The 25,806-nt window shown below is 43.3% G+C and carries 23 protein-coding genes; 12 read left to right on the top strand and 11 right to left on the bottom strand.

Annotation, left to right across the window (positions count from 1 at the left end; genetic code table 11):
* Positions 1 to 957: a DUF4007 family protein gene (locus tag NL645_RS20045; RefSeq protein ID WP_253652282.1), complete on the bottom strand. Its 957-nt coding sequence runs from the start codon at positions 955 to 957 to the stop codon at positions 1 to 3.
* Between the two features lie 207 nt (positions 958 to 1,164).
* Between NL645_RS20045 and NL645_RS20040 the strand changes: the two genes are divergently transcribed.
* Genes NL645_RS20040 through NL645_RS20015 form a run of 6 tightly spaced genes read left to right on the top strand, consistent with a single transcriptional unit; the run spans position 1,165 to position 9,418 of the window.
* Positions 1,165 to 3,498 (top strand): DUF262 domain-containing protein, encoded by a 2,334-nt coding sequence (locus tag NL645_RS20040; RefSeq protein ID WP_253652281.1) that lies wholly within the window; start codon positions 1,165 to 1,167, stop codon positions 3,496 to 3,498.
* A gap of 2 nt (positions 3,499 to 3,500) precedes the next feature.
* Positions 3,501 to 5,654, top strand: coding sequence for a DEAD/DEAH box helicase family protein (locus tag NL645_RS20035; RefSeq protein ID WP_253652280.1), 2,154 nt, complete (start codon positions 3,501 to 3,503; stop codon positions 5,652 to 5,654).
* A complete protein-coding gene (locus NL645_RS20030) occupies positions 5,654 to 5,893 on the top strand; it encodes a CxC ATPase DNA modification system associated small protein (protein ID WP_069520599.1) in 240 nt (79 codons plus the stop codon). Before NL645_RS20035 ends, NL645_RS20030 begins: the two co-directional genes overlap by 1 nt.
* Positions 5,865 to 7,934 (top strand): AAA family ATPase, encoded by a 2,070-nt coding sequence (locus tag NL645_RS20025; protein ID WP_253652279.1) that lies wholly within the window; start codon positions 5,865 to 5,867, stop codon positions 7,932 to 7,934. Before NL645_RS20030 ends, NL645_RS20025 begins: the two co-directional genes overlap by 29 nt.
* Positions 7,918 to 8,370, top strand: a complete 453-nt coding sequence (locus NL645_RS20020; RefSeq protein ID WP_253652278.1) for a hypothetical protein — start codon at positions 7,918 to 7,920, stop codon at positions 8,368 to 8,370. Before NL645_RS20025 ends, NL645_RS20020 begins: the two co-directional genes overlap by 17 nt.
* Complete coding sequence (locus NL645_RS20015) at positions 8,363 to 9,418, top strand: cysteine desulfurase family protein (protein ID WP_253652277.1); 1,056 nt, start codon at positions 8,363 to 8,365, stop codon at positions 9,416 to 9,418. The genes NL645_RS20020 and NL645_RS20015 overlap by 8 nt, the downstream gene beginning before the upstream one ends.
* On the opposite strand, the gene NL645_RS20010 is transcribed toward NL645_RS20015, so the two are convergent.
* On the bottom strand, positions 9,405 to 11,432 hold the full coding sequence (locus NL645_RS20010; protein WP_253652276.1) for a DNA phosphorothioation-associated putative methyltransferase: 2,028 nt from the start codon (positions 11,430 to 11,432) through the stop codon (positions 9,405 to 9,407). The two genes, NL645_RS20015 and NL645_RS20010, sit on opposite strands and share 14 nt — an antisense overlap.
* Before the next feature lie 326 nt (positions 11,433 to 11,758).
* Here NL645_RS20010 and NL645_RS20005 point away from each other — a divergent pair, with 326 nt between their 5' ends.
* From NL645_RS20005 to NL645_RS19995, 3 genes are read left to right on the top strand one after another with little or no spacing between them, the layout of a single operon-like run.
* Positions 11,759 to 11,950 carry an AlpA family transcriptional regulator gene (locus tag NL645_RS20005; RefSeq protein ID WP_253652275.1) on the top strand — a complete coding sequence of 64 codons (192 nt, stop codon included), beginning with the start codon at positions 11,759 to 11,761 and terminating at the stop codon, positions 11,948 to 11,950.
* A gap of 13 nt (positions 11,951 to 11,963) precedes the next feature.
* The gene (locus NL645_RS20000) at positions 11,964 to 13,622 is read left to right on the top strand and encodes a DUF927 domain-containing protein (RefSeq protein ID WP_253652274.1); all 1,659 of its coding nucleotides are present in this window, start codon (positions 11,964 to 11,966) and stop codon (positions 13,620 to 13,622) included.
* A gap of 51 nt (positions 13,623 to 13,673) precedes the next feature.
* A complete protein-coding gene (locus NL645_RS19995; protein WP_253652273.1) occupies positions 13,674 to 14,009 on the top strand; it encodes a helix-turn-helix domain-containing protein in 336 nt (111 codons plus the stop codon).
* Between the two features lie 22 nt (positions 14,010 to 14,031).
* On the opposite strand, the gene NL645_RS19990 is transcribed toward NL645_RS19995, so the two are convergent.
* From NL645_RS19990 to NL645_RS19950, 9 genes are all read right to left on the bottom strand, one after another.
* Positions 14,032 to 15,213, bottom strand: coding sequence for a site-specific integrase (locus tag NL645_RS19990; RefSeq protein ID WP_253652272.1), 1,182 nt, complete (start codon positions 15,211 to 15,213; stop codon positions 14,032 to 14,034).
* Between the two features lie 171 nt (positions 15,214 to 15,384).
* Complete coding sequence (gene mnmE / locus NL645_RS19985; protein WP_012841264.1) at positions 15,385 to 16,746, bottom strand: tRNA uridine-5-carboxymethylaminomethyl(34) synthesis GTPase MnmE; 1,362 nt, start codon at positions 16,744 to 16,746, stop codon at positions 15,385 to 15,387.
* Between the two features lie 117 nt (positions 16,747 to 16,863).
* Complete coding sequence (yidC, locus tag NL645_RS19980) at positions 16,864 to 18,486, bottom strand: membrane protein insertase YidC (protein ID WP_253652271.1); 1,623 nt, start codon at positions 18,484 to 18,486, stop codon at positions 16,864 to 16,866.
* A gap of 2 nt (positions 18,487 to 18,488) precedes the next feature.
* Complete coding sequence (gene yidD, locus NL645_RS19975) at positions 18,489 to 18,746, bottom strand: membrane protein insertion efficiency factor YidD (RefSeq protein WP_005378822.1); 258 nt, start codon at positions 18,744 to 18,746, stop codon at positions 18,489 to 18,491.
* Complete coding sequence (gene rnpA, locus NL645_RS19970) at positions 18,713 to 19,036, bottom strand: ribonuclease P protein component (RefSeq protein WP_005394102.1); 324 nt, start codon at positions 19,034 to 19,036, stop codon at positions 18,713 to 18,715. The genes yidD and rnpA overlap by 34 nt, the downstream gene beginning before the upstream one ends.
* A gap of 46 nt (positions 19,037 to 19,082) precedes the next feature.
* Positions 19,083 to 19,217 (bottom strand): 50S ribosomal protein L34, encoded by a 135-nt coding sequence (gene rpmH / locus NL645_RS19965; protein WP_005378825.1) that lies wholly within the window; start codon positions 19,215 to 19,217, stop codon positions 19,083 to 19,085.
* Positions 19,218 to 19,459: 242 nt separating this feature from the next.
* The gene (locus NL645_RS19960; RefSeq protein ID WP_048625594.1) at positions 19,460 to 20,197 is read right to left on the bottom strand and encodes an amino acid ABC transporter ATP-binding protein; all 738 of its coding nucleotides are present in this window, start codon (positions 20,195 to 20,197) and stop codon (positions 19,460 to 19,462) included.
* Positions 20,194 to 20,865 carry an amino acid ABC transporter permease gene (locus NL645_RS19955; RefSeq protein ID WP_005378829.1) on the bottom strand — a complete coding sequence of 224 codons (672 nt, stop codon included), beginning with the start codon at positions 20,863 to 20,865 and terminating at the stop codon, positions 20,194 to 20,196. The genes NL645_RS19960 and NL645_RS19955 overlap by 4 nt, the downstream gene beginning before the upstream one ends.
* A gap of 114 nt (positions 20,866 to 20,979) precedes the next feature.
* Entirely contained in the window at positions 20,980 to 21,726 is a 747-nt protein-coding gene (locus NL645_RS19950) for an amino acid ABC transporter substrate-binding protein (protein WP_005378831.1), read from the bottom strand.
* A gap of 412 nt (positions 21,727 to 22,138) precedes the next feature.
* Between NL645_RS19950 and dnaA the strand changes: the two genes are divergently transcribed.
* The 3 genes from dnaA (at position 22,139) to recF (ending at position 25,798) form a co-directional block, all read left to right on the top strand.
* The gene (dnaA, locus tag NL645_RS19945; RefSeq protein ID WP_005378835.1) at positions 22,139 to 23,545 is read left to right on the top strand and encodes a chromosomal replication initiator protein DnaA; all 1,407 of its coding nucleotides are present in this window, start codon (positions 22,139 to 22,141) and stop codon (positions 23,543 to 23,545) included.
* 63 nt (positions 23,546 to 23,608) lie between these two features.
* Complete coding sequence (dnaN, locus tag NL645_RS19940) at positions 23,609 to 24,709, top strand: DNA polymerase III subunit beta (protein ID WP_005394106.1); 1,101 nt, start codon at positions 23,609 to 23,611, stop codon at positions 24,707 to 24,709.
* Between the two features lie 9 nt (positions 24,710 to 24,718).
* The gene (gene recF / locus NL645_RS19935; RefSeq protein WP_005394107.1) at positions 24,719 to 25,798 is read left to right on the top strand and encodes a DNA replication/repair protein RecF; all 1,080 of its coding nucleotides are present in this window, start codon (positions 24,719 to 24,721) and stop codon (positions 25,796 to 25,798) included.
* The last annotated feature ends 8 nt before the right edge of the window (positions 25,799 to 25,806 follow it).

Below are 25,806 nucleotides of genomic sequence, written 5' to 3'. Positions count from 1 at the left end.
TTATTTTTCCTCTGATTGGTAGTAGTGTTTAAGGTACTGGCTTGGGTCTATGTTATCGATGCTGTTAAAAGAGTGCTGCACTTGTCTTAAGCCTTGAGTATCGGTCCAAGCAATTTTGCCGTCAGTGAGTGTTTCTACTTGATCCAGTTTATCACTCAGTCCTGCGGAAGATAGACGGAATACCCGGCCTGGGGAGCCCACGTCATTTAACAATGCGTCAAAAGATAAGGTGTTGACCTTGCTACCTTTATATTTTTTCTGCATGTAATCAATCAGTGCAAAGGTAAAAATTTCGACGGGCAAAGATGGACGTCGATTAAGCTCTGCAATGTAGCTTTTAGCGTCCTCTTGTTTTAATAGACCGAGTTCCGTAAACGGAGAGGCAAAGCTGTCTTCGTTTATTTTGTTGGCCTGCAACGATTTGTGTGCATACATTTGTAAAAGACAATCAATGTCTTTATTCAGTGTTGCTTCTGTGAGTTCTTTTTCGTGATTCGCCAGTGCGTCTTTGATTTCAGTCGCTAAGGAGTCTTTCTTTACTTTTATTCCATTGAAATAATTAAATAAAAATCTAGAAGCGTTAAGCTCAGCTTTAGTAGGTTCAATCGATTGTAGCAACCAATGCAGGAGCCAAGTTGTGCCTATTTTATCGAGGTATTCATCATACGCGGTATGACCGTTTTTGTCCGTAAACAGCTGTTCTGCAAGCGGTGTTAGTTGAAAAATCTGTTCTTTGCTATCGATACAAATCACCAAGTTCAGCGCACGGATCCAGTGTCTAACAGACAGCACCATATTTTTACCCATGCCCATCGATTGCATCTGTTGCTCGATGTTCGACTTACTAGAAAGGGATTCACCTTTTACAACTTCTTGAATAATCTTGTAAATCCACCCGTAACGGATAGGGAAAGTTTGATGTCCGGAGAATTTCAGTGTCGTAGATTCGATGTTCAATGTACTTACCTTGCTGCTGAATTGGAGATTTTATCCAAACGGAGAAATTATTGTATCAGAAGGTCATTGTATCGAATAGATATAATACGTGATCTTTATATGCAACCGAATGGCAAGTGTACAATACTAGAACCATAGAATTTACTTAGTTTTAGTGCTATAAGTGGCATATTTGTTCTGTATATCAGTTACCTAGGAAAAGCATTTATGCAAAAGTCTCTAGATATTTTTAAAGCAAAGCCTCAGTCAGTTTTTGATATGATCTGTGCACGTAAGCAGACAGGTTTTTATATGCCTGCTTATCAGAGGCCATATTCATGGGAAGAAAGCCACATTAGGGATTTGTTTTCTGATTGTGAGAATGTGTTTAGAAACCTTCTTGAGTCTCCTGATGCTATCATTTTCCTCGGTTCAATCCTTAGCGTTGATGATAGCTCTGCATTGACAATTTATCCGTTAATTAAGAAGGATAAGCCTACAGAGATAAAGCTTATCATTGATGGACAACAACGTTTGTCTACTTTGATGTTAATGATTCTTTGTCTGAATGAAAGATTGAGAATTCTTTTACCTAGTTTGAAGAGAGCTATTAACTCTGAACAAAATGATGAGATAAAAGACGTTCTTGATGAGCTACGTCAGGAGGTTTCTCAATTGGAGATTGACACTTCTAATACGGTTGTAGAGACGACCGCAGAGCATGAAGTGTACAAATATCTTCCTAAAATTATTCGTTCACAAGTTGATTGTTGGGGGCGAAATGAAAATAAAGCTATATATGACAGCCCCATATCTGAATTGCTGTCAGGTTATCAGCGTCACATTGTGGGGCAAGGCGATAGCTCTGTATTTAAGCCTCTAGACTTATCTCTGATGAGCACTTCAGCTAAACGTGTTGTTAGCAACGTCAAAGAGATTAGAAAACAGCTGGACTGTGTACAAAAAGGCTTCCAGTTTAAATTACCTGATGGTGAGGTAGAAGAAAAAATAAAAATCATTGATTTGGTTGGTATTGATACATTAGATGTATGTTTAGATTTTCCTATAGATGAGGATTTAGCTAAGGCATCTGAAGCGCACCCTAAAGTGGCTGAAGTAATTTACATTGCTTTGTTTACGAAGTTTTTACTCCACCGAGTTTGCCTTACTTATGTTGAAGTCAATAATGAATCGTATGCATTCGACATGTTTGAGGCTTTGAACACGACAGGAGAACCTCTTACGGCCATTGAAACATTTGTCCCTAAAGTGATTGAGCATATTGGTAATAAACGTAAGGAAGGGGCTTCTGAAGAAGAGCTTGAAGCCTCAATGAAGGCTCTAAATTCTATCACAGAACGCTTTGAAGACATTATCAAGAGTAAAGAAAAAAACGATAAAACTAAGGCATTAATACTAGCATTTGTGCGTGCTTATCAAGGAAAAGTAAAAGTCACTAGTTTGAGAGATCAGCGTGATGCAATGCTGAAAAGCTATGAAAATTGTTATTATAAAGATGAGTATTTAAACCAGCTTGCGACAACGGCTGATTTTTTATTTGATCATTGGCAATCGCCGGTACCTGATGTCGGAGGTTTAGTTGATGCCAATGCTCGAGATATTTCAAATCTATGTTTACGTTATCTTGTAGATATGAAGCATGACATCGTACAGAGCCTATTGGTGCAGTTTGTATTGGTAGATGAAAAATTTGGCTCAACTGGTACGGAGTATTCAGAGTTTGCAAAAGTTCTTAAGGCAGTAACGGCATTTAGTGTTCTTTGGAGAGCTATGAGTGGCGGAGCTGATGGTATTGATGCTGTTTATAAAAAACTACATGAACGTGGTATGGCTAATGATCCCAAAGGGTATCAGTTAGGTAATGGCCCTCTAACCTCGGATAGATTTAATGCCGATGTTATTAAGAGCTTTTTTCGGCTTGAACTAGAAGCTAAGATCAATTCAAAGGGCTCTCCAAAAGAGGTGGTTGATGAAAAATGGCTTGATATCTGTTCTAAGCAACAGATTCTAACTAAGCCGAAAAGTATCAAAATGTTGCTCTTAGCTGGTATGCATGGTATCGAGCTCAACGATATCTATTATGAGATTTCAGACAAACCGAGCGTTAACTTCTTGACTACTACAATGTGGGAACTACTTTCTGGCAAAGATGCAATTAAGAAGGTTTTCAATGGAGGCTCTACAGAGGGGTGGGGTGATGACGAAATTGCTAACCCAGAAGAGTACAACAAGATCGGTAACGTATTAATCGATGCTCGTAATGGGGTTTCTAGTATAAACCCACCTTCTTGGTATAACCTCAAGCAACATTTGCTTCAAGCTTTAGCTAATGACTCTATTAATAATATTGAAGATATTTTATTAGCAGAGGGTCATGTTTCATATGAGTCTAAACGTCATGCTTCAATATTGATGCTAGAGAAAAAGTTTGTGGATATTACGTTTGCTGATGAATGGAAAAAGCAACAGATCGATGAACGCAGTGTATTGCTATTAACTAATGCATGGCGAAATCTTACACAATGGCTTGACTGGGAGTAATCATGCAGTTTTCTGCCCTTGGCCTTAAAGCTAAGTATGATTCCGATGAAGAAAGTATACTTGATAGTGTACATATTCCCTTACTTTCTCACGCAGATCGATATGATAGAGCTGTGGGATATTTTTCGTCTGATGTACTTGCTGCTGCTGCTCAAGGGCTAGAGAAGTTTATTTATTCTGAAGGGAAAATGCGCCTTATCATTGGTGATCCATTGTCTGACAATGAGTATGAGGCCGTTATGAAGGGCATATTAAACCCTTGTAAAAGGAAGTCCTTTCAATTAGTAGATTTACTACTTGGTAGTGAAGAAATAAACCTAAAGCTGTTGACGTATATGGTGGCAAAAGGACAACTTGAGATTAAGTTTGCTTTCACTCATCAAGGTATGTTCCACAAAAAGATAGGGATCTTCTATCAGCAAGATGAAATAGTGGTATTCAGTGGCTCAGCAAACGAAACCCTCGCTGGGTTATCTAAATATAACTCTGAGGAAATTTCACTTTTTTTCAGTTGGCGTGAATCTTTTGTTGATTATGGCTTGGTTGAAGTTGATAATTTTAATGCGCTTTGGAGTGATACCAAGAAGCGAGCAAAAGTTGTTTCTATAGATTCGGAGGCTTACCAGAAGATTCAAGTGGGTGTTGACCTTGAAGCGTTAGGTAAAGAATTATTTCCAGCTGCTTATCCTCCTAAAATTGCCAAGCCTTTCTTCTCATATAGCTTTCCAAAGTCGGAACAGCAGTTAGCCAAGTTAGATATTGAAGCTAAGACTCCACGCAAACCATTGAAAATAAATGGTAAAGTCTTTGATTTATTTTCTCATCAAATTGATGCCATTAATAATTGGCGTAAATCTGATTTCAATGGGCTATTTAAATTGGCAACTGGATCCGGTAAGACAATTACATCTATTTCTGCATTGACGGAACTGTATGAAGAGCGCCATAAAAATGGTAAAGCTACTTTTGCTATTATTAGCGTCCCTTATATTGAGCTAGCCAACCAATGGGTTAAAGAGTTAGCGCTTTTTAACATTATTCCTATTCAGTGTTACGAGGGTTATGATAAATGGGCTTCTACACTAGATAAAAAGCTGCTGCGATTTAGAACAGGAACGCTAGATTTTATCTGTGTTATTGTAGTTAATAAGACTTTGTCATCAGATTTGTTCCAGTCAAAAATCGCTAAAGTATTACCTGAAGATATGCTGTTAATTGGTGATGAATGCCATCATCTTGGTAGTCAAAGCTATTTCAAGGCCTTGCCGCCTGCTCGTTATCGAATAGGGTTATCGGCCACCCCTTTCCGTACCGATGATGACGAGATTGAAGGTTCACCTTTCCCTGATACAATCAAACAGAATTTACTCTCATACTTTAAAGGCATAATTAGTGAATACTCACTGAGTGACGCTATCAATGACGGTATACTCGCTCCTTACCGCTATGAGCTTGTTCCTGTTTATCTTAATGAGCAAGAACAACAAGAGTATGAAGAGTATTCTGCGAAAATTCAGAAATTAATTTTAAGGGCAAGGTCTAACAAGCTATCAAGTGATGAGCAGTCGATGTTGACTAATATGTGTGGGGCAAGATCAAGGATAATAGCAACAAGTTCAGGTAAACTGCCAGCATTAATATCCTATTTAAAAAATCATCCAGACTTATCATTAACACACTCTTTAATCTATGTTGGAGAGGGAACGGAACCTGGAGAAAGTACCCCATACATCACTAAAGTAACCAATCGTCTACATGAATATGGCTGTAAGGTTTCCAAATTCACGTCCCAAGAAACACCATCTGAGCGAAGTCGGATCATGGATAGCTTCAAAGCAAAACGAATTGATGCTTTAGTTGCCATGAAGGTGTTGGATGAGGGTATCGACGTTCCAGTGTGCCAAAGCGCATTTATTTTAGCTAGTACTCGTAATCCAAGACAGTATATCCAGAGGCGAGGCCGTGTTCTTCGAAAAGCTGCAGGCAAAAATGAAGCTTTGATTGTGGACTTTGTTGTTCTTCCTTTGCCTGGTGTAGTGAATAACTATAGTCAGAACTTACTTCGAGCTGAATTGGAAAGGATAGAGGACTTTAAACTAACCGCGACCAACCCACAAGAAATCGAGAAAAGAATCATTGAATTAGGAATCTATTGATGGACCTTAATGCATTTAAAACTTTATTAAAAGAAATTGATAAAGATACACAGCTTGCTCATCAGGATTATTCAAAGAGGTCTGCCGTTCACAAAGCGGCAATACAGATAATGCAGTTTGAGAAAGAGTTGTACTATGGTGATTTGGTGCAACCTCGTCATATCCAAAAGCTTAAAGACATAGTTGACGTTAATGCGGAAGATATAGTAAATGAAATTAATAAAGCTAGAGATAAATAATTTCCGTCAATTCTATGGTAAACAATCTATAGACTTTGCTGTAGATCCTAAGTGCGGTGTTACGCTAATTCATGGTGAAAATAATGGTGGTAAAACAGCGCTGCTCAATGCTCTTCGCTGGTGCCTTTATGAGGAAACCACTGAGAATTTACTGGATCCCAAAAATCTTCTCAACAAGCATGCTGCGGAACAAGGTAAAAATACTTTTAGTGTTTGTTTACAATTAGAGCATCAAAATCGCTTATTTGAAGTTCGAAGAATTCAGGCAAAAAGTAATGCTAGTAGCAGTTTGCATGTTTATGAAATTGAAGACGGATGCTATGCGGAGAAAGCTGAAGATAATCCGAATACATTAATCAATACGATCTTACCAAAAGAGATGTCTCAGTACTTTTTTTATCAAGGTGAAGGTACGGGCACATTAAGCAGCCAAAATGATTTCTCTCACATCAAAGATGCTATCGACAAAGTCTTGGGGTTAACTGTCGCACAAACAACCTTAAGGCACTTGAATACGGTAAAAGCAAGCTATCAAAAAGAATTAAAGCAATACGATACAAATAATGAAATAGAGGCTTTATTATCAGACAAAGACATCTTGACCTCCACGTTAGAGCGAGAGAATGCTCTGCTTGAACAGAAGCGAAGTGAGTTAGAAAGTGCAGAAAAAGATTATGATAATCAACATGCTAAGCTGGCTCGTTTCGACAAAACAGTAATTGAAGAAAAGATAAAACTTCGCGATAAGCAAGAAAGGTTGTTAAGTGATTATCAACGTGAATATAAGCGACTACTATCTGAAAAAATCACCAATACACCGAAATGGGCATTAAGTACATTTAGCCAAAAGCTTGCTTCATTTGATCTTTCAAGTATTAATACAGAAGAGCTTAATAAGTCTCTACGTTATACCGTTGATAAACAATTACTATGTGAAATTATAGATAATAACGAGTGTATCTGTGGTACCCATATTGGAAAAGACAGTTCAGCTGCGCGGCTTTTAGAAGAGCTTGGTAAACATGCTGTAGATCCTGAGCTTAAGCGCCGTTGGCGGTTAGCAACCAAGTTACAAGAAAAACTTGGTATTCAGCCTTTACCGAAGACTAGCATGGAGAGGTTGTTAGCTGATATTGATGATCGTGAAGATGAAATTCAACAGATAAACAATAGTATCAAGGATTTAAGCCATACTATCATCGAATCTGATATTGATGATATTAAGGTTATAGAGCAATCCAAAGATTTAGCAAAATCTAAGTGTGACCAACTAAATCGTCAGATTTTACAGCTCGAACAGAGTATTCGTAAAAAAGAAATTGATATTAAAGATATCGATCGCAGAGTAACTAGTTTGTCATCAACTCAGCCTAAAGCTCATAAAGTTCGTAACTTAATTCTCGCTACAGATAAGATCATCGAACTATATGAAGAGGCTATTAGCTCCTCACGGCAAGGTGTTGACTTAATTCTTTTAAATAAGATGCAGTCTCTATTCAAACAGGTTGCTTTCAATGGTTATACAGTTATAAAAGATACCCATGCCAAGAATGGAAAGTTTACATGGACTATCGTGGATAAAGAAGGTAAGAGAGTTGCCGCGGGTAATGGGTATCAAGCAATGTTGGCTATTTCATTCATTGTTGCGTTGATTGAGTTCTCGAAAGATCGTGCGAATAACAAGCAGCATTTGCTTACTCCAGGTACTGTTGCTCCCTTTATTGCAGACTCAATTCTAGCGTTTATTGGCCCTGATAATGGTCGAGAGCTTGTCCGTTACATTGCGAACAAAGTAGAGCAATCAATCTTTATGTTCTCTCAGGCTCAGTGGACAGAAACACATACTGACAAGGGAATTCGGCATAAAATTGGTAAGGAATATAACCTCGTTCAGCATACAGTATTGACTGAAGAAGAGTTTCAAGGACAGTATCCTACAAAACTTACTGTAAAAGGGAATGACTATGATGTTGTACGCTTTGGTAGTGATTTTGATAAAGTAACTATTGAGGAGATCCCTGTTCATGGCAGAAATAATTGATTGGCGCAAGTTAGCGGTACGCCGAGATGTTCGCTTTGAAGCATTGGAAGAACGGTTTTGCTCAACAAAAGGGGCGAAAAGTGATAATCGAGTCTTTAGTACAGTAAAAGAACTGATGGTTTTTGCTGCATTAGTTGGTTATCAATTAGGTGACTTTCAACCACTTGAGTCTAAAGTAAACACAACCCCAATTTTGTTGGATACCTATGCGACGACAGGTCATGATGCTTATATATATCTTATTGCACTAGCTAAAGAACCGTCTCTGGATATACTCAAAAATGAGAACTTAAGAGATGCTATTGGTATTTTTGAAGGATATTGCAATAGTGGTTTGAAGCACATTGATAGTTGGATTATGAATAATATTGGTGAATCGTTAGTGGCTAATATTTTATTTAATCAGACATTAGAGTATTTGGTTGAAAATGGATAATTATTACGACTACGCCGCTTCTACACCAGTGTCTCTGCGTGTTTTAGACGCCATGAAGCCTTGGGAGAATGAAAATTTTGCGAATGCATCTTCTGCTCACCAAGCTGGAAGAGCAAGTTCTCAAGTTATCCAGAGAGCAAGAGAACTAATCGCGGACAAAGTAGGTGCTCTTCCAAGTGAAATTATTTTTACAAGTGGGGCTAGTGAAGCGAATAACCTTGCTCTAAAAGGAATTGCGTTCAAGCACCTTGATAGCAAAGGGCATATCATTACTTCAGAAATCGAACACAAGTGTATTCTAAATACTTGTGCTTTTCTCGAGTCAATCGGTTTCGAAGTGACTTATCTAGCGCCAGATAAGAATGGCCGCATATCGTCGTCGTCTCTCGAAGAAAAAATACGAAGTAACACAATTCTGATTTCTATCCATCACGTCAACAATGAGCTTGGGACTATTCAACCCATTGAAGAGTTTGGTGCTATAGCTTTTGAGCACAATATCCCCTTTCACACTGACGCAGCACAGAGCTTTTGCAAGTGTGCTATCGACGTAGACGATATGGATATCGACATGCTCTCGTTATCAGGCCACAAAATCTACGGCCCGAAAGGCATAGGCGCACTTTACGTACGAGATGCTAGAGACTCTGAGCTCGTCCCACTGATCCACGGCGGCGGCCAAGAAGCAGGGTTACGAGGCGGCACCTCCCCTACTCCGTTGATAGTCGGGCTCGCAGCGGCGGTAGAATCGTATCCAACCAAATCAGGCTCTTTTGAAAAGCAATTTCTCGACGTCATGGCGCAGTTTGATTTTACAAGGAACGGCGGACCGTTCGTAGTGCCGTCGACGTGGAGTGTTACATTCCACTCTGATGAAGAAGTGAAGCGCTTTACGAGCGAGTACCCTTGGCTGATTTCTCAAGGTTCTGCGTGTAATGCGCTCTCAAATGTGGCTTCACATGTCCTGACTGCGATTGGTATGTCCGAAGATATTGCTCGGCGCACTTATCGCATCAGCCTTCCGCCATACCAGCTCAGCGAGAGTTGAGCCTAAAGCCAGAGACGGTTTTTCCTGCTTGAAGCAAGCGCTTTTCGTACATTTTCCGGTGCAAAATGACTTCAATTGTTGGTGTTGTTCCTAAGAGCTTTGATAGTCGCAGATCAAAGCGCTTTTGCTTTTCATACAGCTCACTCTGTTTATCAAGCAACAAGTGTTTATTGAGTAAAGGTGGGCGGTGCTGTTCATCTACATAGTAAAAAAAATCGATATCTTGATCCGCCATCTTTATTTTTGTTCTTTCGACTAAATACGGGACTGATTCTTCGAAATCATCGTATTGAGTCAAGGTAAGCTTGCCAGAGTTGATATGTATTTTGATCAAGTCAATGCCGCCATCGAGCTCACCGTACATCTGCAAAGCTGCTCCAACATAAACGCGTAAAAGAAGCGGTAACTTTTCTATATAGATCTTGTGGAAAATTAGAGAGTGTCCTTCGTTGAGGATGCTCGCCGGTAATTGCTGGTGAGCTTTGACACACTGCTCTCCAATGAGCTCCGTATCTGCAATCGCAAAAAGTAACTCGGTCGCGAGATTAATGGCCGTACGATAATCATCAAACAAGGCTTTAATATCCCGCTTTAGGCTTTCAGGCTGTTGTGTGTAGGGTTTGCGCTTGTCAAATAGCCCAATAGCAAAATAGACAAGTAGGTCCTCTTTTCGGGATTTCTCTGCATTGACAAATTCCCGTGTATCGAACATTTCCTTAAGTAAACCAAACACTTTTTTATGGGAACCAATTAAACTCCTCACTTCTTCAGAACGGTTAAATTCGTCATTCGCCGGTATCCGGCCAAGTTCCAGACATACGTTCCAAAAATCATCAAACAGAGTGCTGTTTTGGCTAATGACCAACTTGGCTTTATCTTTACTCTCTATAGGCTGAGGCGATGTCAGTTGCTGCCAAGTATGGTGTCGCTGGTACTTACTTTGGAGGTAACGCTGTTCTTCTAGCTTATCTTTAAATATGTAAAAGATGCCCGGTGCTACAGCAATAGCATCCTCTTGCAAAGAGCGTTCTAGGTACCCCTTAAATTCTGATTGTGCGTAGTATTTTTGGAACGTGTTTCTCGACGTAATCACTCCGTCTTTATAGGGCTGGAACTGCGCAATATACGAATCGTTGGCCAGCATTACCGAGACGACCAGTACTTTGTTTGTGAGCTCCCAAGCGCTCAATAGTGCTTCAAGACGTTCATCTTGGTCTTCGATAACATTTAGGACAAACCCCAAGTTCACAATGTCCGAATTGACTTTATCGTTATCAGGTGAGAAAACCGGATCCCAGCCCAACGCATCGAGCCCGTGTGCTTCAAGCTCTCTCAAGTCATCCCCTCGGCCACATCCGTAATCGAAAATAGAAAACCGCCCATCTAGGTAACCTTGCTTCGCCAATGTCTTCATCGGGCCTGATAGCTCATGGCGTACAATGGCAGTTTTGTGACGATCTATCCCAGGTTCTTGTTGAGCATTACTCGATGCACCTGCTTCGACTTTCAGTATCCTCCCATCGACTAACTGGTATCCCTTTTTTTGGATCAAATTTAACCACGACTGTTTGAAGCCAATAGTGCGGGTGTTTTCGTATAGACCTGCCTCCTCCCCTTCTTTAGTCAGCGCGGTGAAGAGCTCAAAGTGATCGCTGCCTGGTAGGATCATCGTCTCTTTTCGATGCAGGATCGGTGGGTTTTCTGAAGAGCGATAGCAAGTCACTTTATGACTAAGTTTGCTCAGATCTACATTCAGGCTCTGCTCTAACGCTGGGTAGGAGTCGGTATAAAAAGTTGGGTAGTTCAACAACGATAAACGGAATTCCTTTTTAAACAGCTTAATGAGGTTCCATTGGTTGTCCGGTAGATTCACCGCTTGAGCAACCGCTGGTACGAACTTTTTTAGTGCGTCTGGAAGCTCACTCATAGCATCTCTATGTAGGTAAATAGCGTCGGGCAGTTGTTTTCCGATATTAATTTGTTTTACAAGTTGCTTAAATGAGTGAAAGTCCATCTTTTTGTAGTGATTCCAGTTTGTAGAGCCAAATAGATATTTTAGCTTTATTGTTAATGGGTTCGCCCAACCAATCAGACATTTTTGGCAGTAATTATAAAAAACGCCACTTTCACATGTGAAAGTTATTTGTTACTTGATGATTAACGGTGAAGCAACGCCGAATCGTATTACTGCGCCATTATCTGCTTCTGTAACCCTAAATAAAGTATTTTACGAGCATATTCTCTGCTCAATCTGCCCATTTGGGGCCTGAGCAGCGCGCGCCTTTTCTTAGCCTATACCAGAAAATACCTCCTGCAAGTTAATAAGCTACAGGAGTATCTATGAACGTTCATAACCAATCAAATCAGTTACTAAGTTATCAAGAAGTCTGCCAGTTGACGCAACTGTCACAAGCGACCATTCGCCGTTATGTGAGAAATGGTTCCTTTCCTTCTCCAGTGTATTTATCACCTGGCTCTCGAGCTGTGCGGTTTCGCCTTGAAGATGTGCAGAAGTGGCTTTTGAGTCTGTGACGGTGAGGTGTGTATGTATCGAAACAAAAATAACGCACTGGAGTACTGTGACAAAGAAGAAGGTTGGGTGGCTATTAGTTCTGAACTTTCTGTCGTAGCTAGAGTTAGAGCGCAAGATAAAAAGTCAGGTTACGGTGCCTGTATTGAGTTTGTGAATATGGATCTTGTTCCTGTCCGGTTGGTTGTGCCTGCAAATCGAATCTTAGGTAGCTCAAGTAACGTATTACGCGAGGAACTATTTGATCGTGGCTTTTGGCTAGAAGATGAGAAGTACAACTGGGGCCTTGTACTACGCTACTTGCGGCAAGAGATAAAACAAGCGCCAACAGGTATCAGTGCATTTAATACTGGCTGGCATGACGATGTATTTGTGACAACTGAAACCAGTTTTGGCGTATCCGAGGAGCCATATTTTTATGCTGGAGCAATTGTTGATAGTAATTTTGCAGTAAAAGGTAGTCTAGACCACTGGCAACAGGAGATAGGCTTTCTTTTGAGCGGAAATCCAACCTTGATATTTTCTGTTGGAGTCGCACTTGCCGCACCGCTACTAGCACCATCGGGAGGGGAAAGTTCGGTGTTTCACTTGATGGGGTCATCAAGTCAAGGTAAGTCTGGTGCTATTTTTGTTGGATCGTCAGTTTACGGCTCCCACTCTTACAAGAAGACTTGGTATAGCACGAATAATGGTATTGAATCTGTATCAGTCAATTACAATGATGTCATGCTGCCGCTCGATGAGATAGGTATGGCAAGAGGTGAAAATTTAGACACAGCGGCTTACCAGATAGTCAATGGCGATGGAAAGCTAAGATCGTTAATCACAGGTGCTTTAGGTAAACAAGCAAAGTGGCGAACTTTAGTTCTTAGTACTGGTGAAGTTGGTTTGGTTGATTTGCTGGAAGAAATAGGCAAAAAGCCCGCGGCAGGTCAATTGGTCAGAATTGTCGAGATACCGCTGACGGAAAAATATGGCTGTTTTTCTAGTGTTCACCGATTCAATGACTCACACGAATTTGCCAAACATTTGGAAGAGGCAACGAAAAAGTACCATGGTTCGCTATTTCCAGCTTGGATGTGCTTGATAGTAAAGCAACCAGATCTGGAACTACTGTTGAGATCGGAAACGGATAGGTTGATGCAGCGCTGGAAAGAAAGCTGTATGTCAGCTCAAGTTCTTAGGGTGCTGCATCGCTTTTGCTTAGTTGCCGTTGCACTCTCACTGGCCTCGCGGCACAAATTAGTACCTTGGAGCGAAGAAGAGTCCTTATTCTCCGTGCACAGCATTTTTCAGCGGTGGATTGCAGCGAGAGGTCACACTCAAAATCACGAAGAGTTTGAAGTGCTATTGGCATTGAAGCAGGCTCTCGCCAAATGGGAAAAGCAGTTAAGTGAGATATCCAGCGGCAGAGTATCAAGTACGGGATATTATCGGCAAGACGGGGACGAGGTGCAGTGGCTTATTCATAAAAATGTATTTATTCGTGATCTCCAGCTTCGTAAGCAATATATCAGCCAATTGACTCCCTTGGTTCAGAGACGTTGGTTTGAATCAAATGAGGGAGCTAGGGGGACGCTACGAGTCAAAGTGAACGGCAAATTGGAAAGGTTTTTTGCCTTCACACCTTCTCAAATTATCGAAGAATTAGAGGAGCTGACAGCTGATGCGTAATCCGTTTCCCAGTTTTCCCACATTTCCCAGCGCAGTGACATGGAGGAAGCTATGACAAGCAATGAACAGGTCCTTCTCCAGTCCATTTTGGCTAAAATCGATCATGTCGAGCGGGTTGTGTTAGAGCAGCGTTTACAGCAACAAAAGGTGGAGCTCCTTGGAAAGGACATTCTAACGGTTGATGAATGTGCAGCCTTGTTGGGTTTATCAACCAACCAGCTTTATAAGCTGACCAGCTCTGGGGAAATACCATTTTTCAAAATTGGCAAACACCTTCGATTTGAGCGTCAAGCCATCATGGATTGGGTTGAGGAGCAGCGTGTTTCATCTCATTATGAGATCGAAAAAAGGGCAGCAAACTATGTCGCCACCACTTCTCTTAAGTAACACTGTTATCGCAGCGGCCTCATCAGGCCGCTGAATCCTTTCCAGAAGCAAAAATATCAGGGAATGTCAGCATAGCTTCCATTCGGCGTTGTTCAATGATGTCAGCGTAGATCTCGGTTGTCTTGAGCTCACTATGACCGAGCAATCGAGACACTGAGTAAATATCCACACCTCGGCTAAGCTGGATCACAGCAAAGGTATGACGACCACTGTGGAATGTAACGTGTTTACTGATTCCAGCAGCTAGGCTCCATCTAAGCAGTTCTACATTCATATAAGAAGAGTATTTCAACCCCTTGAATACGCGCTCGTGTGCCGCTTTTACTGGGCCTAAGAGTGACTCTGCGAACTTTGGTAGGTCTAGGTATTGGAGGCTCTTAGCATCGCCGTGAGAGAGCTTGGCTTGGTCGAAGATAATTCGTTTGTGATTATTGAATGTCTCTATTTCTGACCAGGTAAGTCTGTGGATATCGCACCAACGCATACCCGTTGCACATGAGAACAAAAACGCACGCTTAAGGACAGGATAACGACATTCTGTGTGTGCTAACGCGTTGACTTCATCCAGTGTTAAATAAACACGCTTAGTTGTTTTCGCTTTGATACTGGTCACTTGTGCAAGCGGGTTATCACGAATAATACCTTCTCGATGAGCTTCGTTGATCGCCGCGCGAACTTTATTGAAGTAGGAGCTTTGTGTGTTGCGAGATAACGCGGTATCACTTTTGGTTTTTGCTTCATTGGTTAGGTAATACTTAAACCCATCTAACCAGTCTTTGTCCAGCTCATCAAAGCTAAGATCATGTTTCCCGCAGTAGAACAGCAGGTGTTTACGAGCTGACAGCCAGATCGAGTGGTTGGAGGTTGAGGTGGTTTGTTCTTTGATATCAACTTGCCGTTGAAAGTAATCAATGAAGCTAGCTGAACGCTTGGTTCGATCCTCAAAACCATGCTTTTGGGATTGCCACTCAACCAGCCGTTTACTCTTAATGGTTTCGGCGAGAAGCATATGTTCTTTGTTGTGTTGGCGCTGGGTGGGTGTTTTAGGTTTGTCGTGAACGTACAGGTCTAAGGTTTCGTAACTGCGCTTACGTTTATTTTGGCGTCCACCTTGCGTATTTGTGGTGTAGCCATAGTCATAAACTAAGCGTAGTGAGCGTGTGCCGTCAGTTCTAAGTGTTCGTTTTTCAATGGAAATTCTCATTTTAGCCCCCAATTGGTCCCCAATACGGCATTTATCATGTCATTGGGGGCCAACTGGGGACTAGATTTGGCAATTAACGGCAATAGATGGAAACAAACGGCAAATGACGATCTAATAAAATCAGTGTGTTATCTACCGTTGTTTGCTGTTGCTTTCCGTTATTTGCCCACTTTACTTCCCGATACAGAATGAAGAGAAGATTCGGCCCAGTAAGTCGTCAGAACTGAACTCGCCGGTAATCTCGTTGAGATGCTGTTGGGTGATGCGCAGCTCTTCTGCCAGTATCTCACCAGCCATATAGCCTTCAAGCTGTTCCTGGCCTATTTGAAGGTGCTGTGCGGCGCGTTCCAATGCATCGAGGTGACGGCGACGAGCCATAAAGCCACCCTCACTATTGCCTGAGAAGCCCATGCATTCTTTTAGGTGTTCACGCAGAGCTTCAACCCCTGCACCAGTTTTCGCTGACAAGCGGATGAGGGTAGGGTTATTGACGTGGCAGATCCCCATTTCTTCACCCGTTTGATCCGCTTTGTTTCGGATCACGGTTATGCCGATATTGTCGGGTAGGCGATCCACAAAGTCTGGCCAAATATCTTTCGGATCGGTGGCATCGGTTGTGGTGCCATCCACCATGAACAAGACGCGGTCTGCTTGAGCGATTTCATCCCACGCGCGCTCGATACCGATTTTCTCGACTTCGTCGGAGGCATCACGCAGACCTGCTGTATCAATGATGTGTAGTGGCATACCATCAATGTGGATATGCTCACGCAGTACGTCACGCGTGGTACCTGCGATGTCGGTTACGATTGCAGACTCTTTGCCTGATAGCGCGTTCAGTAGGCTTGATTTGCCCGCATTTGGACGACCTGCAATCACGACTTTCATCCCTTCACGCATGATCGCGCCTTGGTTGGCTTCTTTACGCACCGCATCTAGGTTGTCGATGATGGCTTGTAGGTCACCAGCCACTTTGCCGTCGGCCAGAAAGTCGATTTCTTCTTCTGGGAAGTCGATGGCTGCCTCAACATAGATACGCAAATGAATCAGCGACTCAACTAAGGTATTAATGCGCCCTGAAAAGGCGCCCTGTAAGGATTGCAACGCCGATTTTGCTGCTTCTTCAGAACTTGCATCAATGAGGTCTGCAATTGCTTCTGCTTGAGCGAGGTCGAGTTTATCGTTCAGGAACGCGCGTTCAGAGAACTCACCAGGGCGAGCTGCTCGAATACCATCAATACCTAGAATGCGTTTTATCAGCATATCCATCACGACAGGGCCGCCATGGCCTTGCAGTTCAAGTACGTCTTCACCTGTAAATGAGTGCGGGTTAGGGAAGTACAGAGCGATGCCCTGATCAAGCACAGTGCCATCTTCTGACTTAAATGGCAGGTACTCTGCATAGCGGGGCTTTAGTGTCTTACCCGTGACTTCTAACGCCACTTGGTTGGCTTTAGGGCCTGATACTCGAATAATACCGACACCGCCACGACCAGGCGCGGTCGCTTGAGCGACAATCGTATCTGTAGTCATAATTTTGCCTTTTGAGCTGGGCTCAAATTGAGCCATAACTTTAGTTAGCTGAATTGTAATCAGCCAAAAACAAAAAGGCGACCTTTTGGCCGCCTTTCTCAATCATTTCCTAAAAGGTTACTTGCTGTGTAAGCCTTTTTTCTCTAACCCTTTGTAGATCAGAGTTTGCTGGATAAGCGTTACGATGTTCGACACCAACCAGTACAGAACTAGGCCTGATGGGAAGAACAAGAAGAAGAAGGTAAACATAACCGGCATAAAGGTCATGATCTTCTGCTGCATTGGATCCGTTACTGTTGTCGGGCTCATCTTCTGGATTAGGAACATAGACGCACCCATCAATAGCGGCAGGATGTAGTAAGGGTCCTGCGCTGACAAGTCGTGAATCCAACCAAAGAATGGTGAGTGACGAAGCTCTACCGATTCCATTAGCGCCCAGTATAGTGCGATGAAGATAGGCATCTGTAGGATAAGAGGTAAACAGCCACCGAGTGGGTTCACTTTCTCTTTCTTGTACAGTTCCATCATTTCTTGGCTCATGCGCTGACGGTCATCACCGATACGCTCACGCATTGCTTGCAGCTTAGGCTGTAGCATACGCATTTTCGCCATAGACGTGTATTGCGCTTTTGTTAGTGGGTACATTGCACCACGAACGATGAAGGTCAGACAGATGATTGCCACACCCCAGTTACCAACAAAGCTCTGGATGAATGAAAGCAACATATGAAGAGGCTTCGCAATGAACCATAACCAGCCGTAGTCCACTACTAGGTCTAGGTTAGGTGCCACTTCTGCCATTTCATCTTGCAGTTTTGGACCAACCCAAAGTGTTGCTTCAAACTTAGCCTGATCGCCTGTTGCGATAGTTTTGTTCGGCATACGAACGCCGATGTCGCCTAGGTTGCCAATTACACGAGTGTATAGGTTAGTACCTGGTTCGTTACGTGGGATCCAAGCTGCGGCAAAGTAGTGCTGAATCATTGCTGCCCAACCTTGGCCATCGGCTAGGTTAAGAGACAGGTTGCGATCCTGCATATCATCAAAGCTGTACTTCTTGTAACGCGTATCTTCTGTTGAGTATGCGCCACCACGGTAAGTAGGCATTGTGATGCTACCACCATCGTCCATTAGGTTTTGACGTAGGTGAGCGTACATACCAAATGTTGCGTTATTGCCTGAGTTGTTCACTACATCGTATTCAACATTAAGCGCGTAGCTGCCGCGTTTAAAGATGTAAGTTTTGGTGTATTCGATGCCGTTTGCAGTGAATGTCATCGGAACACGAAGTTCATCTTGACCGTCAGCTAGAGTGAAGCTGTCTGCACTTACGTTGTAGTGAGGGCGATTTGTGCTGCTCAAGTCGATACCTTGAGGACCCACTAGACCGCTCTGAGCGATAAATTGGTGACCTTGAGCGTCTTTAAGCAGAACAAAAGAATCTGATGAATCTAACTCAGCAGAGTATTCGTTAAGGTTGGCATGTACCACATCGCCACCAACGGTGTCGATCGACAGAGTTAAAACATCAGTCGTTACTGTGATAGTTTTTGCAGAAGCTTGCTGTTGGCCAGGAACTGGGTCAAGTTCATCAGCAAAAGATGGTGCAGGTAGAGTGCTGCTTGATTGAGCCTGTTCAACTGCTTGAGGTGCTGGATTCTTTGCAACTTGCCATTGTTGAAACAGCAAAAAAGAAACCAGGGCCAAACCGATGAGCAGGATATTACGTTGAGAATCCATCGTTAGTTATCTCTGTCTTGTTTTTGGACTGGTGGAACGGGGTCATACCCCCCTTCATTCAAAGGGTGGCATTTTAATAGACGTTTGCCTGATAACCAACATCCTTTTACAAAACCGTGAGCTCTCAAAGCTTCTAGCGCGTAAGTGGAACAAGTTGGTGTGAACCGGCAACGAGGACCAATCAAAGGGCTGATAAACCAGCGATACAGATAAACGAGCCCAATGGCTATCCACGTGAAGGGCGAGACAGGCGTTGCCATAGCTTATCAAACAACTTAAAAATTTCCTCATTGCTTAAATCTTGCGCGCTTTTCTTCGCAATCACAACAAAATCTTTGTTTGGAAGCTGATGTTGATTGTTACGAAAGCTTTCACGAGCCAAACGCTTAAATCGGTTACGACCGACAGCCGTTTTGATTTGCTTTTTTGGAACCGCTAAACCTAATCGTGGATGAGAAAGTTTGTTATTGCGAGCAATGATGGTGAAATGAGGCGAGCCAGCTCGATGAGCTTGCTGGAAGACGTTTTGATAATGCTCGGGAGTTAACAAACGTAACTCCCGATTAAACGCGTACGTGTTCAAAATAAACTAGCGATTATTTTGATAGGCGCGCACGGCCTTTTGCACGACGTGCGTTGATAACTTTACGACCGTTCTTAGTTGCCATGCGAGCACGGAAGCCGTGGGTACGCTTGCGCTTTAGAACTGTAGGTTGAAAAGTGCGTTTCATGATAATTACCTTTACTGATCAGTAGTTTTAGGTTCTTGTTAAACCCGGCGTGGGTATTTGCTTTCTTATATAAAGAAGCTCTTTATATAGAGAAGGACAACCGACGCCTCTCAACAAAGAGGCGGAATTGTAATCACACTCACATAATGTGTCAATGACTCAATGAGTACGAAATTCCGGCCGGGCGATTATACGTAGTGTGAGTAAAATCTCAAGGATCAATCGATCCTGATGCTTGATCGTTACTCTATTCCTACTTGGTTAAGGAATTTTTTCAAACGAGGATCTTGTGGATTATCGAAGATATCCTGTGGAGAACCTTGCTCAACGATATTGCCTTCCGCCATGAAGATCACTCTATCTGCGACTTCTTTCGCGAATTGCATCTCGTGCGTCACCACCAGCATGGTTTGATGCTGATTAGCTAACTTCTTCATTAATGAGAGAACTTCTCCAACCCATTCCGGATCCAACGCAGAAGTTGGTTCGTCAAATAACAGCAGTTCTGGTTGCAGCGCCATCGCTCGGCCGATACCCACACGTTGTTGTTGGCCGCCAGACAATGCCGCTGGATAACTATCGCCTTTATCCCCAAGGCCTATGTCATCCAGAATTTGTTGCGCTCGTTTGAGAGCATCGACTTTTTTCCAACCTCGAACGGTCACTAGACCTTCGGCAATGTTCTGGCGCGCATTCATATGGGCAAACAGGGCATAGTTTTGGAACACAAAGCCAGTTCGACGACGCAGCGCTAATACTTCGGCTTTAGTGTGTTTTTGAGTATCAACGGAGATGTCATCTATCGTGATACGACCTTCATCTGCTTGTTCTAGAAAGTTCACCGTACGCAGCAAGGTTGATTTACCCGTACCACTTGAGCCGATAATCACGATGATCTCACCTTGCTTAATATCGAGGTCGATGCCTTTCAGCACTTCAGTCTCACCAAAACGTTTGTGAATATTTTCTAACTTAATCATCGTACGTACGCCTTATTCAGTTTTGCTTCTGCCCAGATTTGTACGCGAGTCAGAATCACCACCACGCCCCAGTAAATAAGAGCAACCGCAAGGAAAGCTTCAAAGAAACGGAAACTTGATGAGGCTTCCATCTGTGCTTTCGCCATGATTTCGGCCACACCAAGCGTGAAGGCGAGAGACGTTGACTTGATCATATCGATGAAATAGTTCATCAATGAAGGCAGTGCGACACGCGTTGCTTGAGGTAAAATCACTCGGCGCATCGCCTGAGATGTTGTCATACCCACCGACAAGCTCGCTTCCATCTGGCTACGATCAATACCAATAATGGCGGCACGAATACTTTCCGCCATATAAGCGGCAAAGTGCAGCGTTAAACCGATCACCGCTGCTGAGAAGGCATCAATACCCACCATCAATGGGAAAATTTGTGGTAAGCCGTAATAAAGCAGGAAAAGCTGAACTAAGAGAGGGGTGCCACGGAAGAAGCTGATGTACAGTTGGCTTAATTGATCCAGAACTGGCAGTTTAAATACGCGAATATTGGCTAAAATGACGGATAAAATCAGTGAAAACACCAATCCCCATGTCGCCATTTCCATGGTAGTGCCAAGATATTTCAGCAATATCGGCAGCAGTTCCAACATGTAATTAAAGTCAAATCCCATACGGCTTACCTAAAGGCTAGAGAAAAGAAAAGGTGGAAAACAAGTTCCACCTTTACGTAAGTTTATTTTAGTCCGAGAGTGATACCACTTTGCGGCCTAAAGTACAAAGAGTTCTTATTTCGTGATGTCAGCGCCAAACCACTTCACGGAAATTTTCTCTACTGTACCATCTGCGCGCATCTCAGCCAGTGCTTTGTTTACTTCTTCTTGCAGCTTACGACCTTTCTCGTTGTCCACGAAAGGCCATGCGTTTTGAATGGTTTCAAACGGTTCGCCCGCCAATTCCAAAGGAAGACCAGTTTTCTTAATCAGCTCTAACGCAGAAAGACGATCCATTACAAATGCATCTGCACGACCGAGTGCCACATCATGTTCGATACCAGTGTCGTACGTTTTGATGTTGATCTTGCCATCTTTGTCGTACTGACGAAGCAGTTGCTCGAAGTTAGATCCTAGGTTCACAGCAACGGTTTTACCCGCGAGATCGTCAACACCTTTGATGCTGTCGTTGCCTTTACGCACGGTAATTTGTGCGCCATCTACAACGTAAGGGTCTGCGAATAGGTATTTGGCTTTACGCTCATCAGTCATGGTGATTTGGTTGGAGATCGTATCGATGCGACCGGTTTCTAGCAGACCAAATAAACCAGAGAAGTTGGCTGTTACGTATTCGATTTTGTAATCGTTGCGTTTGCCGATTTCATCCCACATGTCGACTTCAAAGCCTTGTAGCTTATCTTGCTTTACAAAAGTAAACGGGAAGTAGCGACCTGACATACCAACTTTGACTTCAGTAGCGGCTTGTACGGTTGCTGCCGACAGTGCAATGGCTGCAACGGCAACCTTAATCCAGTTTTTCATAATACATCTCCATAATTTTATGGTTGGAAATACTACTGTTAGTTAGCTCAATTAAATAAATAACCAAGAGCAATAACCTAGACCTGTGAGTTATTAGATAATAGAAGAAGAATGTTAAATGTGACGAAAATGCGAACTGAACCAGGGGAAATGATCGACAAAATCAGCATTGGGAATAAAATAATACACAGACTTATCACCAATCACTCGATCTTGTGAATTTTGCCCAATTGTGGATCGTTGTGTGGGCAAATTTGGGGCAAGGTGTGTTGATCTCATCAAGTTTGCAGAAATAATTGTGAATAACTTGGATCTTATTCACTGGATCGTCGATCAATCGCTGGCGATCTTGGTTATCAACAGGTAAAATTGCCAGTCTTTTCCGATAATTCAATTACTCAGTGGGGGCACCGTGTCATCTTCGCTTTGGCTGCAATGTTTGCAGCAGCTTCAAGAAGAGCTACCAGCTACAGAATTCAGCATGTGGGTTCGTCCGCTACAAGCGGAGCTCAATGACAATACTCTCACTCTATTCGCGCCAAACCGCTTTGTGTTGGACTGGGTGCGTGATAAGTATCTGAACAATATTACTCGTTTACTACAGGAATACTGTGGTGGCGACATTCCTAACTTACGCTTTGAAGTGGGGAGTCGACCTGTCTCTGCTCCAAAACCAGCGCCGACACGTACGCCTGCAGATGTGGCAGCGGAGTCATCTGCACCTGCGCAATTACAGGCACGTAAGCCAGTACACAAAACCTGGGATGACGACGCTCAAGCGATTGCGGCGATCAATCACCGCTCAAACATGAATCCAAAACACAAGTTCGACAACTTTGTTGAAGGTAAGTCGAACCAACTGGGTTTGGCTGCGGCGCGTCAGGTATCGGATAACCCAGGTGCAGCTTACAACCCACTATTCTTATACGGCGGCACGGGCTTGGGTAAAACCCACTTATTGCATGCGGTGGGTAACGCGATTGTGGATAACAACCCGAACGCGAAAGTGGTCTACATGCACTCAGAACGTTTTGTGCAAGACATGGTGAAAGCGCTGCAAAACAATGCGATTGAAGAATTCAAACGCTACTACCGCAGCGTGGATGCGCTCCTTATCGATGACATTCAATTCTTTGCTAATAAAGAACGTTCGCAAGAAGAATTCTTCCATACCTTCAACGCACTATTGGAAGGTAACCAGCAGATCATCTTAACGTCTGACCGTTATCCTAAAGAAATTAATGGCGTTGAAGATCGTCTTAAATCTCGCTTTGGTTGGGGTCTTACTGTTGCGATCGAGCCGCCTGAGCTTGAAACGCGTGTGGCGATCTTGATGAAAAAAGCCGAAGATCACCAAATCCACCTTGCTGATGAAGTGGCATTCTTCATTGCCAAGCGTCTGCGTTCGAACGTTCGTGAGCTAGAAGGTGCACTGAACCGCGTTATCGCGAACGCGAACTTTACTGGCCGCCCAATTACGATTGATTTTGTTCGTGAAGCGCTGCGCGATCTGCTTGCTCTACAAGAGAAGCTGGTGACAATCGATAACATTCAAAAGACCGTGGCGGAATATTACAAGATTAAAGTGGCGGACTTGCTGTCTAAGCGTCGTTCTCGTTCTGTAGCGCGTCCTCGTCAGCTGGCTATGGCGTTAGCAAAAGAGCTAACCAACCACAGTTTGCCTGAAATTGGCGATGCGTTTGGGGGCCGTGACCATACGACCGTACTTCATGCGTGTCGCAAGATTGAGCAGCTGCGTGAAGAGAGCCACGATATTAAAGAAGATTACTCTAACTTGATTCGCACCCTGTCCTCGTAATCGGTTAGAATAACGGTATTCTAAGCAAATCATTTATTGAGCTGACAGCGTAAAGAGCCAAGCATGAAATTTACCATTGAACGTAGTCATTTAATCAAACCGCTACAGCAGGTTTCGGGCGCTTTAGGTGGCCGACCAACTCTGCCAATCCTGGGTAACCTACTTCTTAAAGTAGAAGAGAACGTATTGTCGATGACGGCAACCGATCTTGAAGTAGAGTTAGTAAGCAAAGTGACGCTAGAAGGTGATTTTGAAGCGGGCAGCATTACCGTTCCTTCGCGTAAGTTTCTCGATATCTGCCGTGGTTTACCGGACGATGCGATCATCACATTTGTATTAGAAGGTGATCGCGTACAAGTTCGCTCTGGTCGCAGCCGTTTCTCATTGGCAACGCTTCCTGCGAACGATTTCCCTAATATTGAAGATTGGCAAAGTGAAGTGGAAGTATCACTGAGCCAAGCCGATCTACGTACGCTGATCGACAAAACTCAGTTCTCGATGGCGAATCAAGACGTTCGTTACTACCTCAACGGCATGTTGTTTGAAATTGACGGTACCACGCTACGCAGCGTGGCGACGGACGGCCACCGTATGGCGGTATCGCAAACTCAGCTGGGTGCGGATTTTGCGCAGAAGCAAATCATCGTGCCACGCAAAGGTGTGCAAGAATTAGTGAAGTTGATGGACGCGCCAGAGCAACCTGTAGTACTTCAGATCGGTAGCTCCAATGTTCGTGCTGAGGTGAATAACTTTACTTTTACCTCTAAGTTGGTTGATGGTCGTTTCCCTGACTACCGCCGCGTATTGCCTCAGAGCACCAATAAGACCCTAATAGCAAGTTGTGACGAGTTGCGCCAAGCCTTCTCTCGTGCTGCGATTCTTTCCAACGAAAAATTCCGTGGCGTGCGTGTGAATCTGGCTGATACTGAAATGCGCATAACCGCGAATAACCCAGAACAAGAAGAAGCGGAAGAGATGCTTGATGTAACCTTTGAAGGTGACGCCATTGAAATCGGCTTTAACGTAAGCTATGTGCTTGATGTTCTGAACACGTTGCGTTGTGAAAATGTACGTGTGTCGATGTCGGATGCTAACGCTAGCGCATTGATTGAAAATGCCGACGATGACAGTGCCATGTACGTGGTGATGCCAATTCGTCTATAAGCCAACTGAATGCCTCTTTCTCGTCTCATCATTCAGCAGTTTCGAAACATTAAAGCCTGTGATATTGAGTTATCAGCAGGCTTTAACTTTCTTATCGGGCCGAACGGCAGCGGTAAAACCAGTGTCTTAGAAGCGGTTTACCTGCTCGGGCATGGCCGCTCATTCAAGAGCTCTCTCACCGGACGAGTGATACAAAATGAGTGTGACGAACTGTTTGTTCATGGTCGTTTTTTGAACTCGGATCAATTTGAGCTACCTATCGGCATTAATAAGCAGCGTGATGGCTCAACAGAGGTTAAAATAGGCGGTCAATCTGGACAAAAATTAGCGCAGTTGGCACAAGTTCTGCCTCTGCAGTTGATACACCCAGAAGGGTTTGATTTACTGACAGATGGCCCTAAACATCGTCGTGCGTTTATTGATTGGGGCGTGTTTCATACCGAGCCCGCTTTTTATCAAGCATGGGGAAGGTTCAAGCGCCTTAACAAGCAGCGCAACGCGTTGTTGAAAACCGCCAATAGTTATCGTGAACTCAGTTATTGGGATCAGGAAATGGCAGGGTTGGCTGAAAACATCAGCCAATGGCGAGCAAGTTACATCGAGCAGATGAAAACCGTCGCAGAAACTATCTGTCAGACATTTTTGCCAGAATTTGAGATCCAATTGAAGTATTATCGTGGCTGGGATAAAGACACCCCATACCACGAGATACTAGAAAAGAATTTTGAGCGTGATCAGGCATTGGGATACACCTTTAGTGGCCCAAACAAAGCTGATTTGCGCATTAAAGTGAACGGAACGCCCGTTGAAGATGTTCTGTCACGCGGTCAATTAAAACTCATGGTGTGTGCATTGCGTGTCGCGCAAGGGCAACACCTGACAGAGATGACCGGTAAACAATGCATTTACCTAATTGATGACTTCGCGTCGGAATTAGATAGCCAACGTCGCAAGCGTCTTGCTGACTGCTTAAAAGAGACGGGCGCACAAGTATTTGTAAGCTCTATCACTGAAAGCCAAATCGCCGATATGTTGGACGATAACGGTAAATTGTTTCATGTGGAACATGGCAGGATAGAGTCAAACTAGAAGAGAGA

This window comes from Vibrio sp. Y51_MX_L26, assembly GCF_024181935.1.
Lineage (GTDB): Bacteria > Pseudomonadota > Gammaproteobacteria > Enterobacterales > Vibrionaceae > Vibrio > Vibrio diabolicus.
The sequence above is the reverse complement of the archived record's forward strand: the minus strand, read 5'-3'. Positions and strand labels throughout refer to the sequence as shown.